A 15,221-nucleotide genomic window follows, 5' to 3' on the forward strand; every position below is an offset into this window, starting at 1 on the left:
GTGACCGCTACACTATGCATACATATTATACCAAGGAGGTATGAGCGGTATGAAAAAATTTGTAGCCCTACTAGGGATCCTCCTATTAGGAGGATCGATGGTGTTTGCGTCCGGGTCCCAACAAGGATCTGGAACAGGGGGGGGTGCTCCCCTAATTGGTATTGCTATGCCAGAAACCCATGTGGAACGGTGGCAAAAGGATGGGGCTGATCTTAAGGCCTTCGCTGAAGCAAAAGGGTATCGGGCAGTAGTTACCTATGGCGATGCGGACCAGAGCAAGCAGAATCAACAAATCCAGGATATGCTTACCAAAGGGGCAAAGCTCCTGATCATCGGTAATATCAATGAAGGGGTTATTTCGGTAGTAGCCGATGCGGCCCGGGAAAAGGTCCCTGTCATTGCCTATGACCGCCTTATTCTGGGGTCGGGAGATTATGAGTATTACATTACCTTTGATAACTTTAAGGTTGGTGTTCTTCAAGGGAAGGCTCTGGAAAAGGCATTGAATCTTGCCTCTGCTACAAAAGACAAGCCGAAGATTATCACCCTCTTTGCAGGATCTCCGACGGATAACAACTCGAAAATGTTCTTTGATGGGGCCATGAGTGTGCTTAAACCCTATGTAGAGAAGGGAGTACTCCAGATCGTCGGACCTGCGCCCTTAAGTTCTGCTGATACGGCTAACTTTACCCGGATTACCACCGAAAACTGGCGGGCCGATATTGCCAAGGCTCGGATGGAAAACCTGCTTAATAATGATGCCAAGAATGTGGTATTGGATGGTATTCTTGCCCCCAACGATACCCTTGCTCGGGCAATCATCGAAGCCTGTTCTTCCGATGCAAAGTATGCGGGCGGCAAGTTGCCGGTGGTAACTGGCCAGGATGGAGAACTTGCCTCTATCAAGTACATTAAAGATGGTAAGCAGTACATGACGGTCTTTAAAGACACTCGTATGTTAGCCAAGGCTGCCATCGAATTGGCCGATGCGATCCTCAAGGGCCAGACCCCCAATATCCCCGGTGCCCGGTTGGATACCACTACCTATAATACTGGGAAGAAAGCTGTAAAATCTTACCTGCTCGAACCAGTGGAGGTGACCAAAGAAAATTACAAGAAAATAATGATCGATAGTGGATATTACAAGGCTTCGGATATTGAATAATAGGTTTTAAATCAGCCTCTAGGATACTGGATGGGGACCCGAAAAGGTTCCCATCCAGTTTGTGCATGGTAGGAGAGGATAAGTATCTAAAGGAACGCCGGTTATGAGTGATTATATATTAGAGATTAAGAATCTGACAAAAGACTTTCCCGGCGTACGGGCGCTGGATAACGTAAGTTTAAAAGTAAAACGAGGAGAAATTCATTCTATCTGTGGAGAAAACGGGGCAGGAAAATCCACGTTAATGAGTGTTATTAGTGGAGTATATCCCAAAGGAAGCTATGAAGGGAAAGTTTTTTTTAAAGGGACCGAAACCCACTATCATAGTGTAAAAGACAGCGAACGGGATGGACTTGCTATCATTCATCAAGAATTGGCCTTAAGCCCCTATCTTTCCATTTACGAAAACATTTTTCTTGGACACATGAAAACCCGTTTTGGAATTATTAATTGGAATAAATATATTAAGGAGTCTCGTCGTTATCTTGAGCAGGTTGGCTTACATGAAAATCCGGCAACTATTGTTAGTAAGATGGGTGTGGGAAAACAGCAGCTTGTAGAGATTGCCCGGGCCCTTTCCAAGAAAGTAGAACTTTTAATTCTAGATGAACCCACTTCCTCTTTAAATGACGAAGAGAGTGAAAAGCTGCTTCAATTAATCAAGCAATTAAAAACGCAGGGTATTACCTGCATTATGATATCTCACAAGCTGAATGAAGTATTAGAGATAGCCGACACGGTTACCGTTTTACGGGATGGTAAATCTATTTCTACCTATGACGTGAAGCAGGATCAGCTTACTGAATCACGGTTAATCCGTGATATGGTGGGGAGGGATCTCACCACCCGTTTCCCGGAACGGGAGCATAAGGTCGGTGAAATAGTGATGGAAGTAAAAAACTGGTCTGTGTATCACCCCGACTATCACAGTATTAAAGTGGTGGATTCGGCTTCTTTTTATGTGCGAAAAGGTGAAATTGTGGCCTTTTGTGGACCCATGGGGGCAGGCCGTACCGAACTGATGATGAGCCTTTATGGCCAATCGTATGGGTCCCGATCAGAAGGAGAATTATACCTTTTTGGGAAAAAAGTGGAACTCCGTTCGCCCCGGGAAGCAATCCAGGCAGGTCTGGGATATGTTTCGGAGGATAGAAAAAATCTGGGTCTTATTCTTATTCAGGATGTAAAAAGTAATATATCTATTTCGAGTTTGCCCAAATTGTCCCGTTTTGGGGTTGTAAACAGCCATGAGGAAATATCGGCAGCGGAGCACTACAAAGAGGAGTTACGAATTAAAACTCCTTCGATCATGCAATTGACGCGGAATCTTTCAGGAGGAAACCAGCAAAAGGTGGCGCTAAGTAAATGCCTTCTGGCGGATCCTGAAATATTTATTGTCGATGAACCAACCCGGGGAATCGATGTAGGGGCTAAATCGGAAATTTATCATATCCTCACTGATATTGTTCAGAAAGGTAAAAGTATAATTCTTGTTACCTCCGAATTGCCTGAAGCGATAGGACTTGCAGATCGAATCTACGTTATGAATGAGGGATGTATTAAAGGGATGCTTACTCGGGAAGAGGCAACCCAGGAAAAAATCATGCATATTGCATTGCTTAACTAAGGAGTTATTATGGCACAGGGAACAGTTCGAAGTATGAATCTTCGCAACATGATCAAACAGAATATTCGAAATTACTCGATGGTTATGATGCTGGCGGTCATAATGATTGCCTTTGCATTTTTAACCGATGGGGTCAATCTTAATTCCCGGAATTTCACCAATATTATTATTCAAAATAGTTATATTTTGCTTCTTGCGGTAGGAATGATCCTTGTGATAATCGTGGGCAATATTGATCTCTCGGTTGGCTCGGTGGTGGCTTTTATTGGCGCGATCAGTGCCATGTTGTATAACAGTGGTATTGGTCTTTTCTGGACGGTGCTGCTGAGTATCATAGTAGGCCTTTTGATTGGGGTGTTTCAGGGAGCCTGGATTGCTTATGCAAAAATCCCTGCCTTTATTGTAACCCTTGCAGGCATGATGCTTTTCCGAGGGCTCACCTATATTATCACCAATGTAAGCCCTATCGCTATAAAGGATGATGAATTTAAACAACTTGCCAGTGGAATGGTGAATATCGATGCTCTGACGGTAAATAATGTGTATTACACCGCTATTGTTGTGGGAGCAGTAGTGTACCTGTTGTACATCCTGTCGGAGATTATTGGGCGACGCAGCAAAATTAAATACGGATTCGAAGTTCCTCCTATAGGAGTGTTTCTTTTTAAAATTATCATTATTGGCCTTTTGATAATGGGGCTGAGTCAACGTTTTTCTACCTATCGGGGCATCCCCACAGTAGTGCTTGTTCTGGGAGTAACAATTCTTCTTTTTAGTTTTATTACCAATAATACCGTTATTGGACGATACATTTATGCGGTGGGTGGTAATGCCCGTTCGGCCAAACTTTCGGGGATAAATTCGGAACTGGTCGTTTTTGTGGTTCATGTTATCATGGGGGGGATTTGTGGTCTTGCGGCGGTTATCTTTACCGGGTATATGAACTCTGCATTGCCCCAGGCGGGCGTAAACTTTGAATTGGATGCCATATCGGCCTGCTTTATCGGTGGGGCCTCTACATCGGGTGGTATCGGTACGGTTATAGGGGCTATTGTAGGTGGTTTAGTTATGGCCGCCATTAACAATGGGATGTCCCTCATGAATATTCAAGCTCCCTGGCAGTATGTGGTAAAAGCTCTCGTCTTGCTCCTGGCGGTCTACTATGATATTTATACTCGCCGAAAGACCGGCCTTGGATGATCAAATAGTTTGTGCACAATAACTACGATGCGGTATGAATGAGGGGGAAGGTAGTCTCTCCCCCTCATTTTTTATTCTAAAAAATGTAGAAGGAAATAAGAAAACGACTGAATGGCTGTTTTTAGGTATGAGTACTAGTTATTCATTAGGTAATGAAAAGATTTTGGTAATCCTTCTAGGGATTGGGAGAATTTTTCTTCTTAAAAACTTTTGCTAATAGAAGAAAGAGTGGGTTTTTCTGTACCACGGAGGAAGGGCTTCCAAAGGTATGGGCTATCATCTGCTGGGTAATCTGCTGGATTTCTTCTTTAGGGAGGGGAACCTGCTGTTCCTCGAGTGCTGCAAGCCAGCCTGTCCAGCCAAGGCGATCAGGACCGGCGATTCCGTATCGACGGGCTTTTTTAACGAAGCGACGAGCTCTGGCTCGAATTTGGTTAAAAGGTGTTGTGCGGATCCGGAACCACAGGACCAGGCTGCTCAAAGCAAAAAGAAAAACTATGAAAAGTGCTAGGTAATAAAGAGGAGCCCACTCTTGTTCTTTACCAGAAGGAGTCCCCTCCGAAGTGTTGTATTGGTTTGTGTGAATGCTATCTTGTGTGGCTACTTCTTCTGGAAGGTTCTGTGCAGGGGTTGGATCAAAACGAAGCCACTGACCATCAATGAATACTTCGGTCCATGCGTGGGCATTTGTTCCCCGAATCTCTCCAGACCCCTTCTCGTCAAGATAAATCCGATAACCTTCCACAAGACGGGCGGGAATTCCCCGTTCTCGGGCAAGGGCGACGAGAGCACTGGCGAAATGCAAACAGTACCCCCTTTTTTCTTCGGAAAGAAAACGTTCGATCGTTTGAATGATCGGTCCCCCTTTGGTTTCTTCCGAGTAGATATAGTTTTTCTTTAGAAAAGAGGTCATCTCTTGAACGACCTGTACGGAATCAGAAGAATGTTCCCATTGTTGAACAAGACGCCGAATTATACCTTGCGGGTCGGGAAGGGGCTCCAGAAAATCTTCTGGTTTCCCCACAGTATAGCCCGCTGGTATGCCATGATAAAGGGTATTTGATGTGGGAGTATACATCACGTAAAATTCGGTGTGTTTTTTAATGGGGCTAGGAAATAAAAGCCCCCCGCTCATAAGAAGCTGAGTAAATCCCTGGGCCCTTGATATAAATTTCTGGTTTTCTGTTTCGCTTTTGTCTAGATTCTTTAGAATTTCGGAGGTGAGGTAGATGCCGTTAGCTTCTGCAGGAAGGGGGAGCACCTGAAAAAAATCGCTGGTTAATGTTAGCTTTAACAGGAGGCTATTTTCTCTGAGAACAGAAGGTTTCTCTTGTAATAGCCGAAATGAAGCTTCTGATGGAGTAACATAAAAAGGAACCCAGCCTTCATCGGAAAAACTCCGGTATATATGGGTAGCAAGATAAAGTTCCGTGTTTGCCGGTCCTTGTATTTGATAGAGCGGGAGTGGAGAAAGAATAAGACGGGGAGGAAACTCTCCACTGTTTATAGAGGTCCCATATCCTGGTATTTCAAGAAGAAGGGGAAGATCCGGGAAATATCGATATACCAGCGGGGTAAGATCTACAATAGAAATGGGAGAAGGGTTTTTTACAAGAAAGAACAAATTTCCACTTAGTAAGATAAGAAGAACGGGGAAAAAGGAAATAAGTAAAGAAAAGAATATACGTTTGAAAAAATAAAAAGGATTTTTTGTTTTTTTCATGATTATAAAGGTGAGGGTAATAAAAGTTCCTATTCCAGCAAAAAACCACCCAATCGGAAAATTGAAGAGAATCGCTGCGATTAAACCTGCGGTAGTGAAAAAAGCACTCAAGGCTGATAGTGGGCCCGTGTAAACATACAAAAGGGCACTTCCGTGAGTAAGCACCCCAATAAGGAGAACCGCAAAATATGAAAAAAATCCTTCTGCCTGACCCTGGCGAACCATATCAAACCATAACTCTGCCTGGGAACGGCGACTAACATTAATAAGAATTAAGAAAATACCTATCCAGATAAAGGCGATAGAAAAGACAAGAAAAGAGAGAATTGTTTTAATGCGTAAATGCTTTGTTTCTGTTATCCATAAAGAAAGGGTTGTTATCAGCACACTGGAAAGGGCTGGTAAAAACCAGGGGCCCTGCGCTTTAAGGTACCAGGCAAGGAATACCAGAGGGAGGTCCGCCAGTGCCAAAAGAAGTATTAGCTTGCTTGAGAAAAAAAAGATTTTCTTAAAAAGCTTCCAGTTCATCAAAAATATCTTTCCATCCTTCTGGTCCAAGATTGCTGTTTACTACCTGTAAAACTCCATTTTTGCGAAAAGGGTAAAGGGCTTCTTTCGATTTTTCGGCAAGCATTTTGTAGGTGCTATACAAAGAGGGAGGACTGAACAGAACGCAATGGGTATTTTTCTCTGATCGTACTCGCTGTTCGATGTGAGTATACAGATCAACCTGGATAAGGGGATCTTCTTCCCACAGGGACTGCAGGGTTACTAATAACACAGTATAATCTCCGGTAAAGGCAGTAAAGGGGAAACGAGGGTCGGTAAAGGATATCCCCGTTGAAATCTGATAAAGATAATCAAAGTCTTTTCTTTCCATTATAGGGTAGGTAGTTTCTGCGTTTCCCAACACCAACTCGGCGGGGATCCCCCTCTCTATCATATGGTTCAGAAGAGAAAAGATAAAGCTTATCGCTCCATCTTCGGCTAGAAGCCTTTCTTCTGAAAGGATTCCCTGGGATAGGGGCCTCTGATCCAGGACAATTTTTAGAAAACGGCCAGAGGCTTTACCATACTGATATCGACAGGGAACCCCGGTGCTTGCAAAACGCTTCCAGGCAATGTACCGATCTCCTTCTCCATCCCGAAGGGGGATAAGGTTTTCAAAAACCCCTACCTCTTCTGTAAATCCCCCATACAATACCGATTGTTCTCCTGAACTAGAAAAAAAGGTGTCTATGGAAGATGGCAGCCTGTGAATTTCAGGATATACATAAAAGATTTTCGGTTCCGCGATGTATGAAAGTTCGATAATTCCCAGCATATCCCGGAATATCAGTCGACGAATACCTACTGAGTATACCCCTCGATACTGACAGTAAAAGGTAAACTCAGTTTTTTGATTCTCATGGGGCAATAATATACATCCCTGTAACCCTTCATAAAAAAAGGTTTCCAATCCAGGACCGGTATAGGAGAATTCGTATCGGATAAGGGTAGTGGGAAGGAAACCTTCATTATGAATAACCAGTGAATAACGAACCGGTTCTCCACGGACAGGATGGTCGGTAGAAAAATCCTGATGAAACCCAAAGTGGGCGTAGGTATAAAAAAGCTGGAACAAGGATCCCCCTACTAAAGATACGGGGATGAACAATAAAATTCCTGAGTAGGGACCCACAAGCCCCTGGAGACTATTAAAGAGGGCCAGAATAAAAAATAGTACCATAATGACGGGCAAAGAAAGGCGGACCTGGAGCATGTTACAGTCCCGTTGGTTTTGGGATACTCTGTACAATAGTTCGTACTACCTGTTCTGGGCCTTTCCCTGAAAGTCGCACCTGGGAACTTACCGTAAGTCTGTGGACCAATACGGGAATGGCTATGGCCTCTACATCCTCAGGGATAACGAAGCTTCGACCTTCCATATAGGCCCTTCCGCGAGCGGCCTGTTGCAGGAACAACGCTGCCCGAGGGCTTGCGCCCAGCCGAATGTCTGGATGGTTTCTGGTGGCCCTGCAAAGAGAAACGATATACTGTTGAATTACGGGGGTTACCAGAACTTTTTGTACCTGCTGCCGAATTCGATTAATTTCCTCGATAGTTGTAATGGGGTTGATTGTTTCAATACCTTTGGGCCCTTGCCAGCGTTCTAATAAAAGTACCTCGTCCTTTTCAGCGGGATACCCAATAGAAAAAAATAGCCCAAATCGATCGAGCTCTGCTTCGGGTAGGGGAAAGGTTCCCACAAAGTTCTGAGGATTCTGGGTGGCTATTACAAAAAAAGGTTGAGGGAGGGGGATCGTTTTCCCATCAAGGGTGATCTGTTCTTCCTGCATGGCTTCGAGGAACGCTGCCTGGGTGCGGGGAGAGGCCCGATTCAATTCGTCGGCCAGAACAAAGTGGGCCATGATAGGCCCCTGTTTGAATACAAATTTCCGGCCTTCTTGATCCCAGATGTTTACGCCGAGAATATCGGCAGGAAGGAGATCGGGGGTACATTGGATACGGGCAAAATCGAGTCCCGTCGCGCGGGCAAGGGCCATGGCAAGGGTAGATTTGCCAACCCCCGGGATGTCTTCTATCAGAACATGGAGTCCGCTGATAAGTCCCAACATTGCGAGACGAACAATCCGGAGGTCTCCCACAAAAATTTGAAGGACTTCTTTTTCAATTCTTTGTAGGATTTCTAGTTGTTTCTCAATCTCTGTGTTTTTGTTGTCCATGATTTGCCTCTGTTTAGTGTATCACAATTTTACATTTTTTGAAGTTAAGGCTCTTGTATAAAAAAATAAGAATGCTTATAAAAATACATAATTTCTTAAAAAAGGTTAGGTAAAAATAATCATGGGAGGAAAAATGAAATATTCCATTCGCAAAAAGATGTATCTGTGGCTATTACTGCCTGTCATGGTACTCCTGGCTCTTATTGGTTCGATAACCTTTGGAGTAACCCGGCTTATCACCGAAAAAATAATAAAGGATTCGGCCCTTGAAACCGCTGTTCATGCCACCCAGCGGATAGATGTGGTTTTTAAGAATTACCGAACGCGGGTAGAACAACTTGCGCGGGATCCCCGTATTTCATCTCTGGACTGGAACCGCTTTATGGAAGTAGCGGTAGAAGAAAAGGCCTATGATAGCTTCCTGGAGGGACTTATTCTGGTATACCCTGATGGAAGTGCCCGTAGCTCCGATGGTCAGTATTTACAGGTGAATGATAGGGATTACTATCAAGAAATCTTCTCTCGTCAAAAAAGCGTTGTTATGAGTAATGCTATCATTTCCAAAACATCGGGGAACCCTGTGATTGTTGCAGGAACAGCTATAAAAGATCGGTATGCCCAGAGTACCAAAGCAATGATAGGTCTCCTCATAGATTTAAATTATCTTTCACGGATTTTTACCCTTACGAGCGATAAAAGTACCACTAATATCTTAGTAGATGGAAAAGGCCTCATAGTTTACCACCCTGATTCGCAGGTGCGGATGCGTCTTAAGATTACCGAAGCGGATGCGGCTGGCTATCGGGGACTTAAACTGGTAGGCCGGAGGATGATTAATGGAGAACAGGGGGAAAGTGTTTTTTGGGGACCCGACAAGAAGTTGTATCATATTTTCTTTATGCCCCTAGAAAGTCTTGCTGGGTGGAGTTATGGCATTATTATTCCTGAAAAAGACCTCTTACAACCGGCAGAGCAAATTCTCTGGTTTGTGGGATTCGCCTTTGTGGGGCTTTCTTTAGTTCTTGCTTTTCTTATATTTATGGCAAGTGCTTTTGTGAGTAAACCTATCCGAGCAACCAGGGAAGCCATCGAGCTCCTTGCCCAGGGCGAAGGAGATCTGCGACACCGACTTTCTATTCATACCCAGGATGAACTGGAAGAGATGGGACAAAAATTGAATCTGTTTCTGGATCTTATTCATACGATTGTACGTTCTGTAAAGATGACCATACAGGAAATGCATACACTGGGAGAAGAATTGCGGGCAAATGCGGTCCAAACTACCGCTGGAGCCCATCAAATTGCCGGTAATAGTGCCAATGTGAAGGACCGACTTCTCCAACAGTCCGCTGGTATTACCGAAACACTGGCTACCACTGAGCAGATTTCTCGTAATATTCAATCTTTTTTGCAGATGATTGAAACCCAGAATAACCATTTGAAAGAGGTTTCCAGGGCTATCGAAGAGGTTGTTGCAAGCATCACGGTGGTAACATTGAAAACTGTCCAGAATCACGAAGCGGTTGCTCAGCTTTCGCAGGAAGCTGCTACCGGCAAGGATCTTCTTAACGAAGTAGAAAAACTCATTCTAAGAATTAATCAGACTAGCGAGAACATGATGGAGGCCAATACGATTATAGCTACTATTGCGAGTCAAACTAATTTGCTCTCCATGAATGCGGCTATAGAGGCGGCTCATGCGGGAGAAGCTGGAAGGGGTTTTGCGGTGGTGGCCGAGGAAATTCGAAAACTTGCGGAAAATGCTAATGAACAGAGCAAAACTATTGCCCAGGTTCTCCGGACTGTAAAAGAACTTATCGAGGCCGCAGTGGAGTACACCGGTCAGGCACAACAGAAGTATGGAGTTATTTTTGAAGGAATTAAAGCGGTGGGGGATCAGGAGTTGGAAGTAAAAAATGCCATGACCGGTCAAGAACAGGAATCCCGGCAGGTTTTACTTGCGTTAAAAGAATTAAATCATATTACCAGTGAAATCCGCTCTGGTTCAGAAGAAATTCGGCTGGGAAGCCAGGCGATCTTAGAAGAAATGCGGCGAATTATGCAAGGGACAGCTGAGATTGAGGCTGCCTCAAAAGAAAATGCCGATGGAGCCAGGGAGATTCTCCAGGCCATGGAACATCTAGAAACCCTGAGTACTCGAAATACGGAAGCTCTTGCTGAACTAGATCAATTGGTCGGAAAGTTTACGGTTTAAGATTCAGAAATTGAAGTTCCGGGAGGGCCCTATCGAAAGAGGAAAAAAATGGGCCCCCTCTGAACTCAATATTTTTTGCCAATGCGGCGGTCAGATAAGAATAAAAACCGAAAAAAAGACACATTTTTTGTCTCTTATCCTTGAATACTGATAAGGTGCCTTCTATAATATAGACAATCATACAAAAACTGTAATGGAGGCACCTCATATGAAAGTTAAATTAACAATTCAAAAACGCATGTATTTATTTTTATTGGCTCCTGTTTTTGTGATTCTCTGCGGTGTAGGCTTTTTTTCTTACTCTACGGCCTTGCAAGCCGATGCTCAGTTAATTACCGATTATACGGGACATATAGCAGAGCATGTACAGGAAAATACGGATGCTTTTTTTGTTACTTATATTGAACGGGCCCTGCATCTAGCCCGAAACCCCTTTATCGTAAAAATGAATCTGGAAGAAGTTGTTCCCTACCTGGCTCAAGAAAAGGCTCTGGATAGCAATATGGCAGCCCTTTTTATAGGGCTCCCCGATGGGAGTGTAACCTATTCCGACGGAAACCGTACCAACCTGGCTGAACGGGACTACTACAAGCAGATTTTCCAGGAAAAAAAGCCCTTTGTGGTAAGCAATCCCCTTATCTCAAAAAGCACGGGAAAACCGGTCGTTGTTGTGGCAGCGGGGATTTACGAAAAGGGTGTCTCTACCCCCAAAGGGATTATCGCCTTTTCCCTTGACCTGCAGAAGGTAAGTACTATTACGGAACTTAACCTGGGAGAAGGTATTTATAGCTTTGTAGCCGACAATAAAGGCACCATTGTGGTGCATCCCAATGCGGGTTTTGTAATGAAGTTGAATCTCCTTACCTCAGAACAGGAAGGCTTCCGAGGGCTTGAGCCCCTGGCCCAGCGCATGGTTGCTGGAGAAATAGGTATCGGCCGCTATGTAGATAATCAGGGGGTTAAAAAGCTCTTCTTTTTTAGGCCCCTCAAAAGTCTTCCAGGCTGGAGCTTTGCCATTGTACTTCCCGAACAGGTATTGGTTCGGTCAGCCCAGAGGGTGATGTGGTCAGTGGTTCTCAGTTATGCTGGTCTTGCGATGTTGCTCGGCGTGCTTATCTTTATAGTAAGCCGCTTTATCAGTCGTTCGGCCCAGGAGGCCCGCCATGCCGTGGCAGACCTTGCCCGGGGCGAGGGAGACCTTACCCGGCGCATCCATATCCGTAGCCGGGATGAACTTGGCGAAATGGCAGAGCATATCAATAAATTTCTGGATCTGGTGCATACTATTGTGACTTCTATTCGCACAATCGTAAAAGATATGCGCCTTCTGGGAGAAGAATTGCAGAGCAACACGGTAGAATCGGCGGCCTCTGCAAAGCAAATTGCGGCTAATACCAAACACATTCAGGATCAACTGATAAGCCAATCCGCAGGGGTAAGCGAAACTTTGGCCACGGTAGAACAGATAAACCGCAATATTCAATCTTTCCTTCAAATGATTGAAACCCAGACCACCAGTCTTGGTCAGGCTTCCAGTGCCATCGAAGAAATGGTGGCTAATATCGCATCGGTGGCCCAAAGCATTAATCGAAATCAGGAAACCCTTCAGAACCTGGTTCGTGATTCGGATCAGGGTAAGGAACTTTTGAATACGGTTGAATCGGTAATCCACGAAATAGAAAAAGCGAGCGAAGGCATGATGGAAGCCAATACAATTATAGCTACCATTGCAAGCCAGACCAATTTGCTTTCCATGAATGCGGCTATCGAAGCGGCCCATGCGGGAGAAGCCGGTAAGGGCTTTGCAGTGGTGGCTGAAGAAATTCGAAAGCTTGCGGAAAATGCGAATGATCAAAGTAAGTCCATCGCCCAGGTACTCCAGAATGTTAAGGACCTGGTAGAACAGGCGGTTCAGTCTACTACGGAAGCCCAGAACAAAATTGATAGTGTCTTTGTTGGTATTAAGCGGGTAGAAAACCAGGAACTGGAAGTAAAACATGCTATGGATGAGCAACAAGAGGGGTCTCAACAGGTTCTGGAAGCTATGAAAGAGCTTAACCATATTACCAGTGAAATTCGATCGGGTTCGGAAGAAATTCGTATTGGAAGCCAGACCATCCTTGAAGAAATGGGGCGCCTTATGAAAGGAACCCAGGATATCGAAGAAGCTACCCATGAGATGGCCCGGGGCTCCGATGAAATTGCCCAGGCCATGGAGCACATCAGTGGCCTTACGGGTAAAAACACCGAGGCCCTCCATCGTCTGGATAGTCTTGTGGCAAAGTTTAAGATAGAATAAGAGGGGAGCATACAGGATAGGGAAGAGGGGCGGGGCTCTCCAGGGGCCCCTAGAAACAAATCCCGGGGGTAGGGCCTTTTCGGTATGATTTATCTCGTGGAAGACAATCCGCAGATTCGAGAAGTGGTCAGTGAGTACTTAAAAATAAAAGAGTATCAGGTCCGGGAATTCGAGGGGGTCTCGGGGGTTCTAGAATCGATGCAACAGCACCGGCCAGACCTTTGTATTCTTGATGTGGCCCTTCCTGATGGCAATGGATTTGCCTTGGCAAAAGCGATACGGCAACAATATCCAGGGGTGCCTTTTATTTTTCTTACTGCCCGGGAAAGTGAATCCGACAGGATCCTTGGTTTTGAAATTGGCGCTGACGATTATGTGGTAAAACCCTTTTCACCCCGGGAACTGGTCTTACGGGTAGAAGCGATACTTCGGCGTTCTCAATCTCAGAAAGGGAATCAGGGAGCCCGTACCCGCTGGTATCTGGAAAGCGATGTTCTGGAAATTGATGAGGTTAGCCAAAAGGTGTTGATAAATGGCTCGGAGTGTCTTCTTACCAGTGCGGAGTGGAAAATCCTTTCTTATTTGGGCCGGCATCCTGGCCAGGTGTTTTCCCGGGAGCAGCTCTTGGGGGCCTGCCTTGAGTATTATTATACGGGCTCGGAACGAACAATCGATACCCATATCAAAAATATTCGGCACAAATTGGGAAAAGAAGGATGGATAGAAACTCGCCGGGGCTTTGGGTATCGCTTTGCCGGTAAGGTGGCGGACTCCTCTCAATGAAAAGGTTCTCTTTTAAACTCAGTGGTAGGATTTTTCAAAGGGTTCCCCGCTTAAAAGGCAAGAGTCTGTTCATTCAAACCTTGTTGGGTTTTTCCGTTGCCAGCCTTATGGTACTGGGACTTTTTACCCTCCTGCTTTCCTGGGGGATTTCTTCCTCCGTAAAAGGATGGAACGAATCGGTAAATGCCTCCATTCGACGGGATACCCGGGACCTTCTCGAAAACCTATATCGTACTAAGGGCCTTCTTACAACGGTAGATATCGAACATGCGGTAGCACCACTTATCAATCCAAATATTTACCTCTATGTAGAAGATGCCCTAGGAAATCTTTTATACCTCTATCGGCAAGGTGAGCAAATACGGCCAGGTTCAGATCCGGGACAGGGGAAGAATTTCTTACGCCGTCACGGAAATACTGTTACGCTTGAAACCCTCGATATTCAGGGAAAGATTGTCGCCCGTTTTGCCGCTGGGACCTTTGGGTTTAATGCATCTGAATCGAATGCCCGTTTTTTATCTACCCTGACCCAAACCCTCTGGATAGGATTGGGAATATCTCTTGGGATATCTCTGGGTATCGCCTATGGTTTTTCAAGAATCCTGGCCCGTCAGGGGCGTATTGTGGCCCAGGGGTTAATTGCGATCAAAGCAGGCAAGCGGGATGTTACTTTCCCTGCTGATCTGGTAGAGGAACTCCATACAATTGCCCAAACGGCTCAGCAACTACAAGAGCGGTTAACCAGGGAAGAGGACCTCCGTAAGCAATGGACCGCTGATATTGCCCATGACCTGCGAACCCCTCTTAGTAGTTTACGCGGCCAGTTAGAAGGGATTATTGATGGGGTATTACCTGTAAGTAACGAACGGCTCTCCCATCTTTACCATGAAGTATTGCGGCTCCAGCAATTGGTTCAGGATCTTGCAGAGCTGAGCCGGATAGAGGCTCCTGAATTTAAGCCCCAGTACCACACCATTCACTGTGAATCCCTTTTTTCCGAACTTCTTTCCCGCTTTGATATTCCTGCCCGCGAAAGGGGTTTTACTCTTACCGGAAAATGGGACCTTCCTTCTTTTGAAGGGGATGAAAAACTTCTTCTTCGTGCTTTAAGTAATCTTGTACATAATGCCCTTCTCTATGGTACGCCGGGACTACTTCAGCTATTTTTTACTAAAGAAAAGGAGGGAATTTCTATTTCCGTTTGTAATCAGGGGACTATCGCAGAGGAGCATATTCCATACCTTTTTCAACGTTCTTACCGGGCCGATGCCGCCCGGAGAACTGAAGGTTCCGGTTTGGGGCTTGCGATTGTAAAGGCTGTGGCGCAAGCCCATGGAGGAACCGTGGAATTTAAAAATACTCCCCAAGGAACCAGTGTGTTTACCCTCTATCTTCACAAAAAAAACACAGAATCTCCCTAAAAATTTGCATAAGCAGATAATACAATTAACATGAAAAGCCAAACAGGGCGATTTTTATACAG

General features: G+C 45.1%; 10 protein-coding genes. 7 read left to right on the forward strand and 3 right to left on the reverse strand.

Annotated features, from left to right (window positions below; translation table 11 throughout):
- The first annotated feature begins 49 nt into the window (after positions 1 to 49).
- The 3 genes from C5O22_RS05035 to mmsB all read left to right on the forward strand — a co-directional run bounded on the left by C5O22_RS05035 (position 50) and on the right by mmsB (position 3,992).
- Complete coding sequence (locus C5O22_RS05035; RefSeq protein WP_132780104.1) at positions 50 to 1,165, forward strand: sugar ABC transporter substrate-binding protein; 1,116 nt, start codon at positions 50 to 52, stop codon at positions 1,163 to 1,165.
- 103 nt (positions 1,166 to 1,268) lie between these two features.
- Complete coding sequence (locus tag C5O22_RS05040) at positions 1,269 to 2,792, forward strand: ATP-binding cassette domain-containing protein (protein WP_132780105.1); 1,524 nt, start codon at positions 1,269 to 1,271, stop codon at positions 2,790 to 2,792.
- A gap of 9 nt (positions 2,793 to 2,801) precedes the next feature.
- Positions 2,802 to 3,992 carry a multiple monosaccharide ABC transporter permease gene (gene mmsB, locus C5O22_RS05045; protein ID WP_132780106.1) on the forward strand — a complete coding sequence of 397 codons (1,191 nt, stop codon included), beginning with the start codon at positions 2,802 to 2,804 and terminating at the stop codon, positions 3,990 to 3,992.
- 175 nt (positions 3,993 to 4,167) lie between these two features.
- Here mmsB and C5O22_RS05050 read toward each other — a convergent pair whose 3' ends face one another.
- Genes C5O22_RS05050 through C5O22_RS05060 form a run of 3 tightly spaced genes read right to left on the reverse strand, consistent with a single transcriptional unit; the run spans position 4,168 to position 8,441 of the window.
- Positions 4,168 to 6,243 (reverse strand): transglutaminase domain-containing protein, encoded by a 2,076-nt coding sequence (locus C5O22_RS05050; protein WP_132780107.1) that lies wholly within the window; start codon positions 6,241 to 6,243, stop codon positions 4,168 to 4,170.
- Complete coding sequence (locus C5O22_RS05055; protein WP_132780108.1) at positions 6,224 to 7,477, reverse strand: DUF58 domain-containing protein; 1,254 nt, start codon at positions 7,475 to 7,477, stop codon at positions 6,224 to 6,226. The genes C5O22_RS05050 and C5O22_RS05055 overlap by 20 nt, the downstream gene beginning before the upstream one ends.
- A 1-nt stretch (position 7,478) precedes the next feature.
- Positions 7,479 to 8,441 carry an AAA family ATPase gene (locus C5O22_RS05060; RefSeq protein WP_132780109.1) on the reverse strand — a complete coding sequence of 321 codons (963 nt, stop codon included), beginning with the start codon at positions 8,439 to 8,441 and terminating at the stop codon, positions 7,479 to 7,481.
- A 133-nt stretch (positions 8,442 to 8,574) separates the two neighbouring features.
- On the opposite strand from C5O22_RS05060, the gene C5O22_RS05065 reads away from it, so the two are divergent.
- The 4 genes from C5O22_RS05065 to C5O22_RS05080 all read left to right on the forward strand — a co-directional run bounded on the left by C5O22_RS05065 (position 8,575) and on the right by C5O22_RS05080 (position 15,159).
- Positions 8,575 to 10,656 carry a methyl-accepting chemotaxis protein gene (locus tag C5O22_RS05065; RefSeq protein ID WP_165910408.1) on the forward strand — a complete coding sequence of 694 codons (2,082 nt, stop codon included), beginning with the start codon at positions 8,575 to 8,577 and terminating at the stop codon, positions 10,654 to 10,656.
- 208 nt (positions 10,657 to 10,864) lie between these two features.
- The gene (locus C5O22_RS05070) at positions 10,865 to 12,955 is read left to right on the forward strand and encodes a methyl-accepting chemotaxis protein (protein WP_165910409.1); all 2,091 of its coding nucleotides are present in this window, start codon (positions 10,865 to 10,867) and stop codon (positions 12,953 to 12,955) included.
- An 84-nt stretch (positions 12,956 to 13,039) separates the two neighbouring features.
- Positions 13,040 to 13,738 carry a response regulator transcription factor gene (locus C5O22_RS05075; protein ID WP_132780112.1) on the forward strand — a complete coding sequence of 233 codons (699 nt, stop codon included), beginning with the start codon at positions 13,040 to 13,042 and terminating at the stop codon, positions 13,736 to 13,738.
- The gene (locus tag C5O22_RS05080; protein WP_132780113.1) at positions 13,735 to 15,159 is read left to right on the forward strand and encodes a sensor histidine kinase; all 1,425 of its coding nucleotides are present in this window, start codon (positions 13,735 to 13,737) and stop codon (positions 15,157 to 15,159) included. The genes C5O22_RS05075 and C5O22_RS05080 overlap by 4 nt, the downstream gene beginning before the upstream one ends.
- The last annotated feature ends 62 nt before the right edge of the window (positions 15,160 to 15,221 follow it).

Origin of the sequence: Treponema sp. J25, from assembly GCF_004343725.1 — a bacterium.
Classification (GTDB): Bacteria; Spirochaetota; Spirochaetia; order Treponematales; family Breznakiellaceae; genus J25.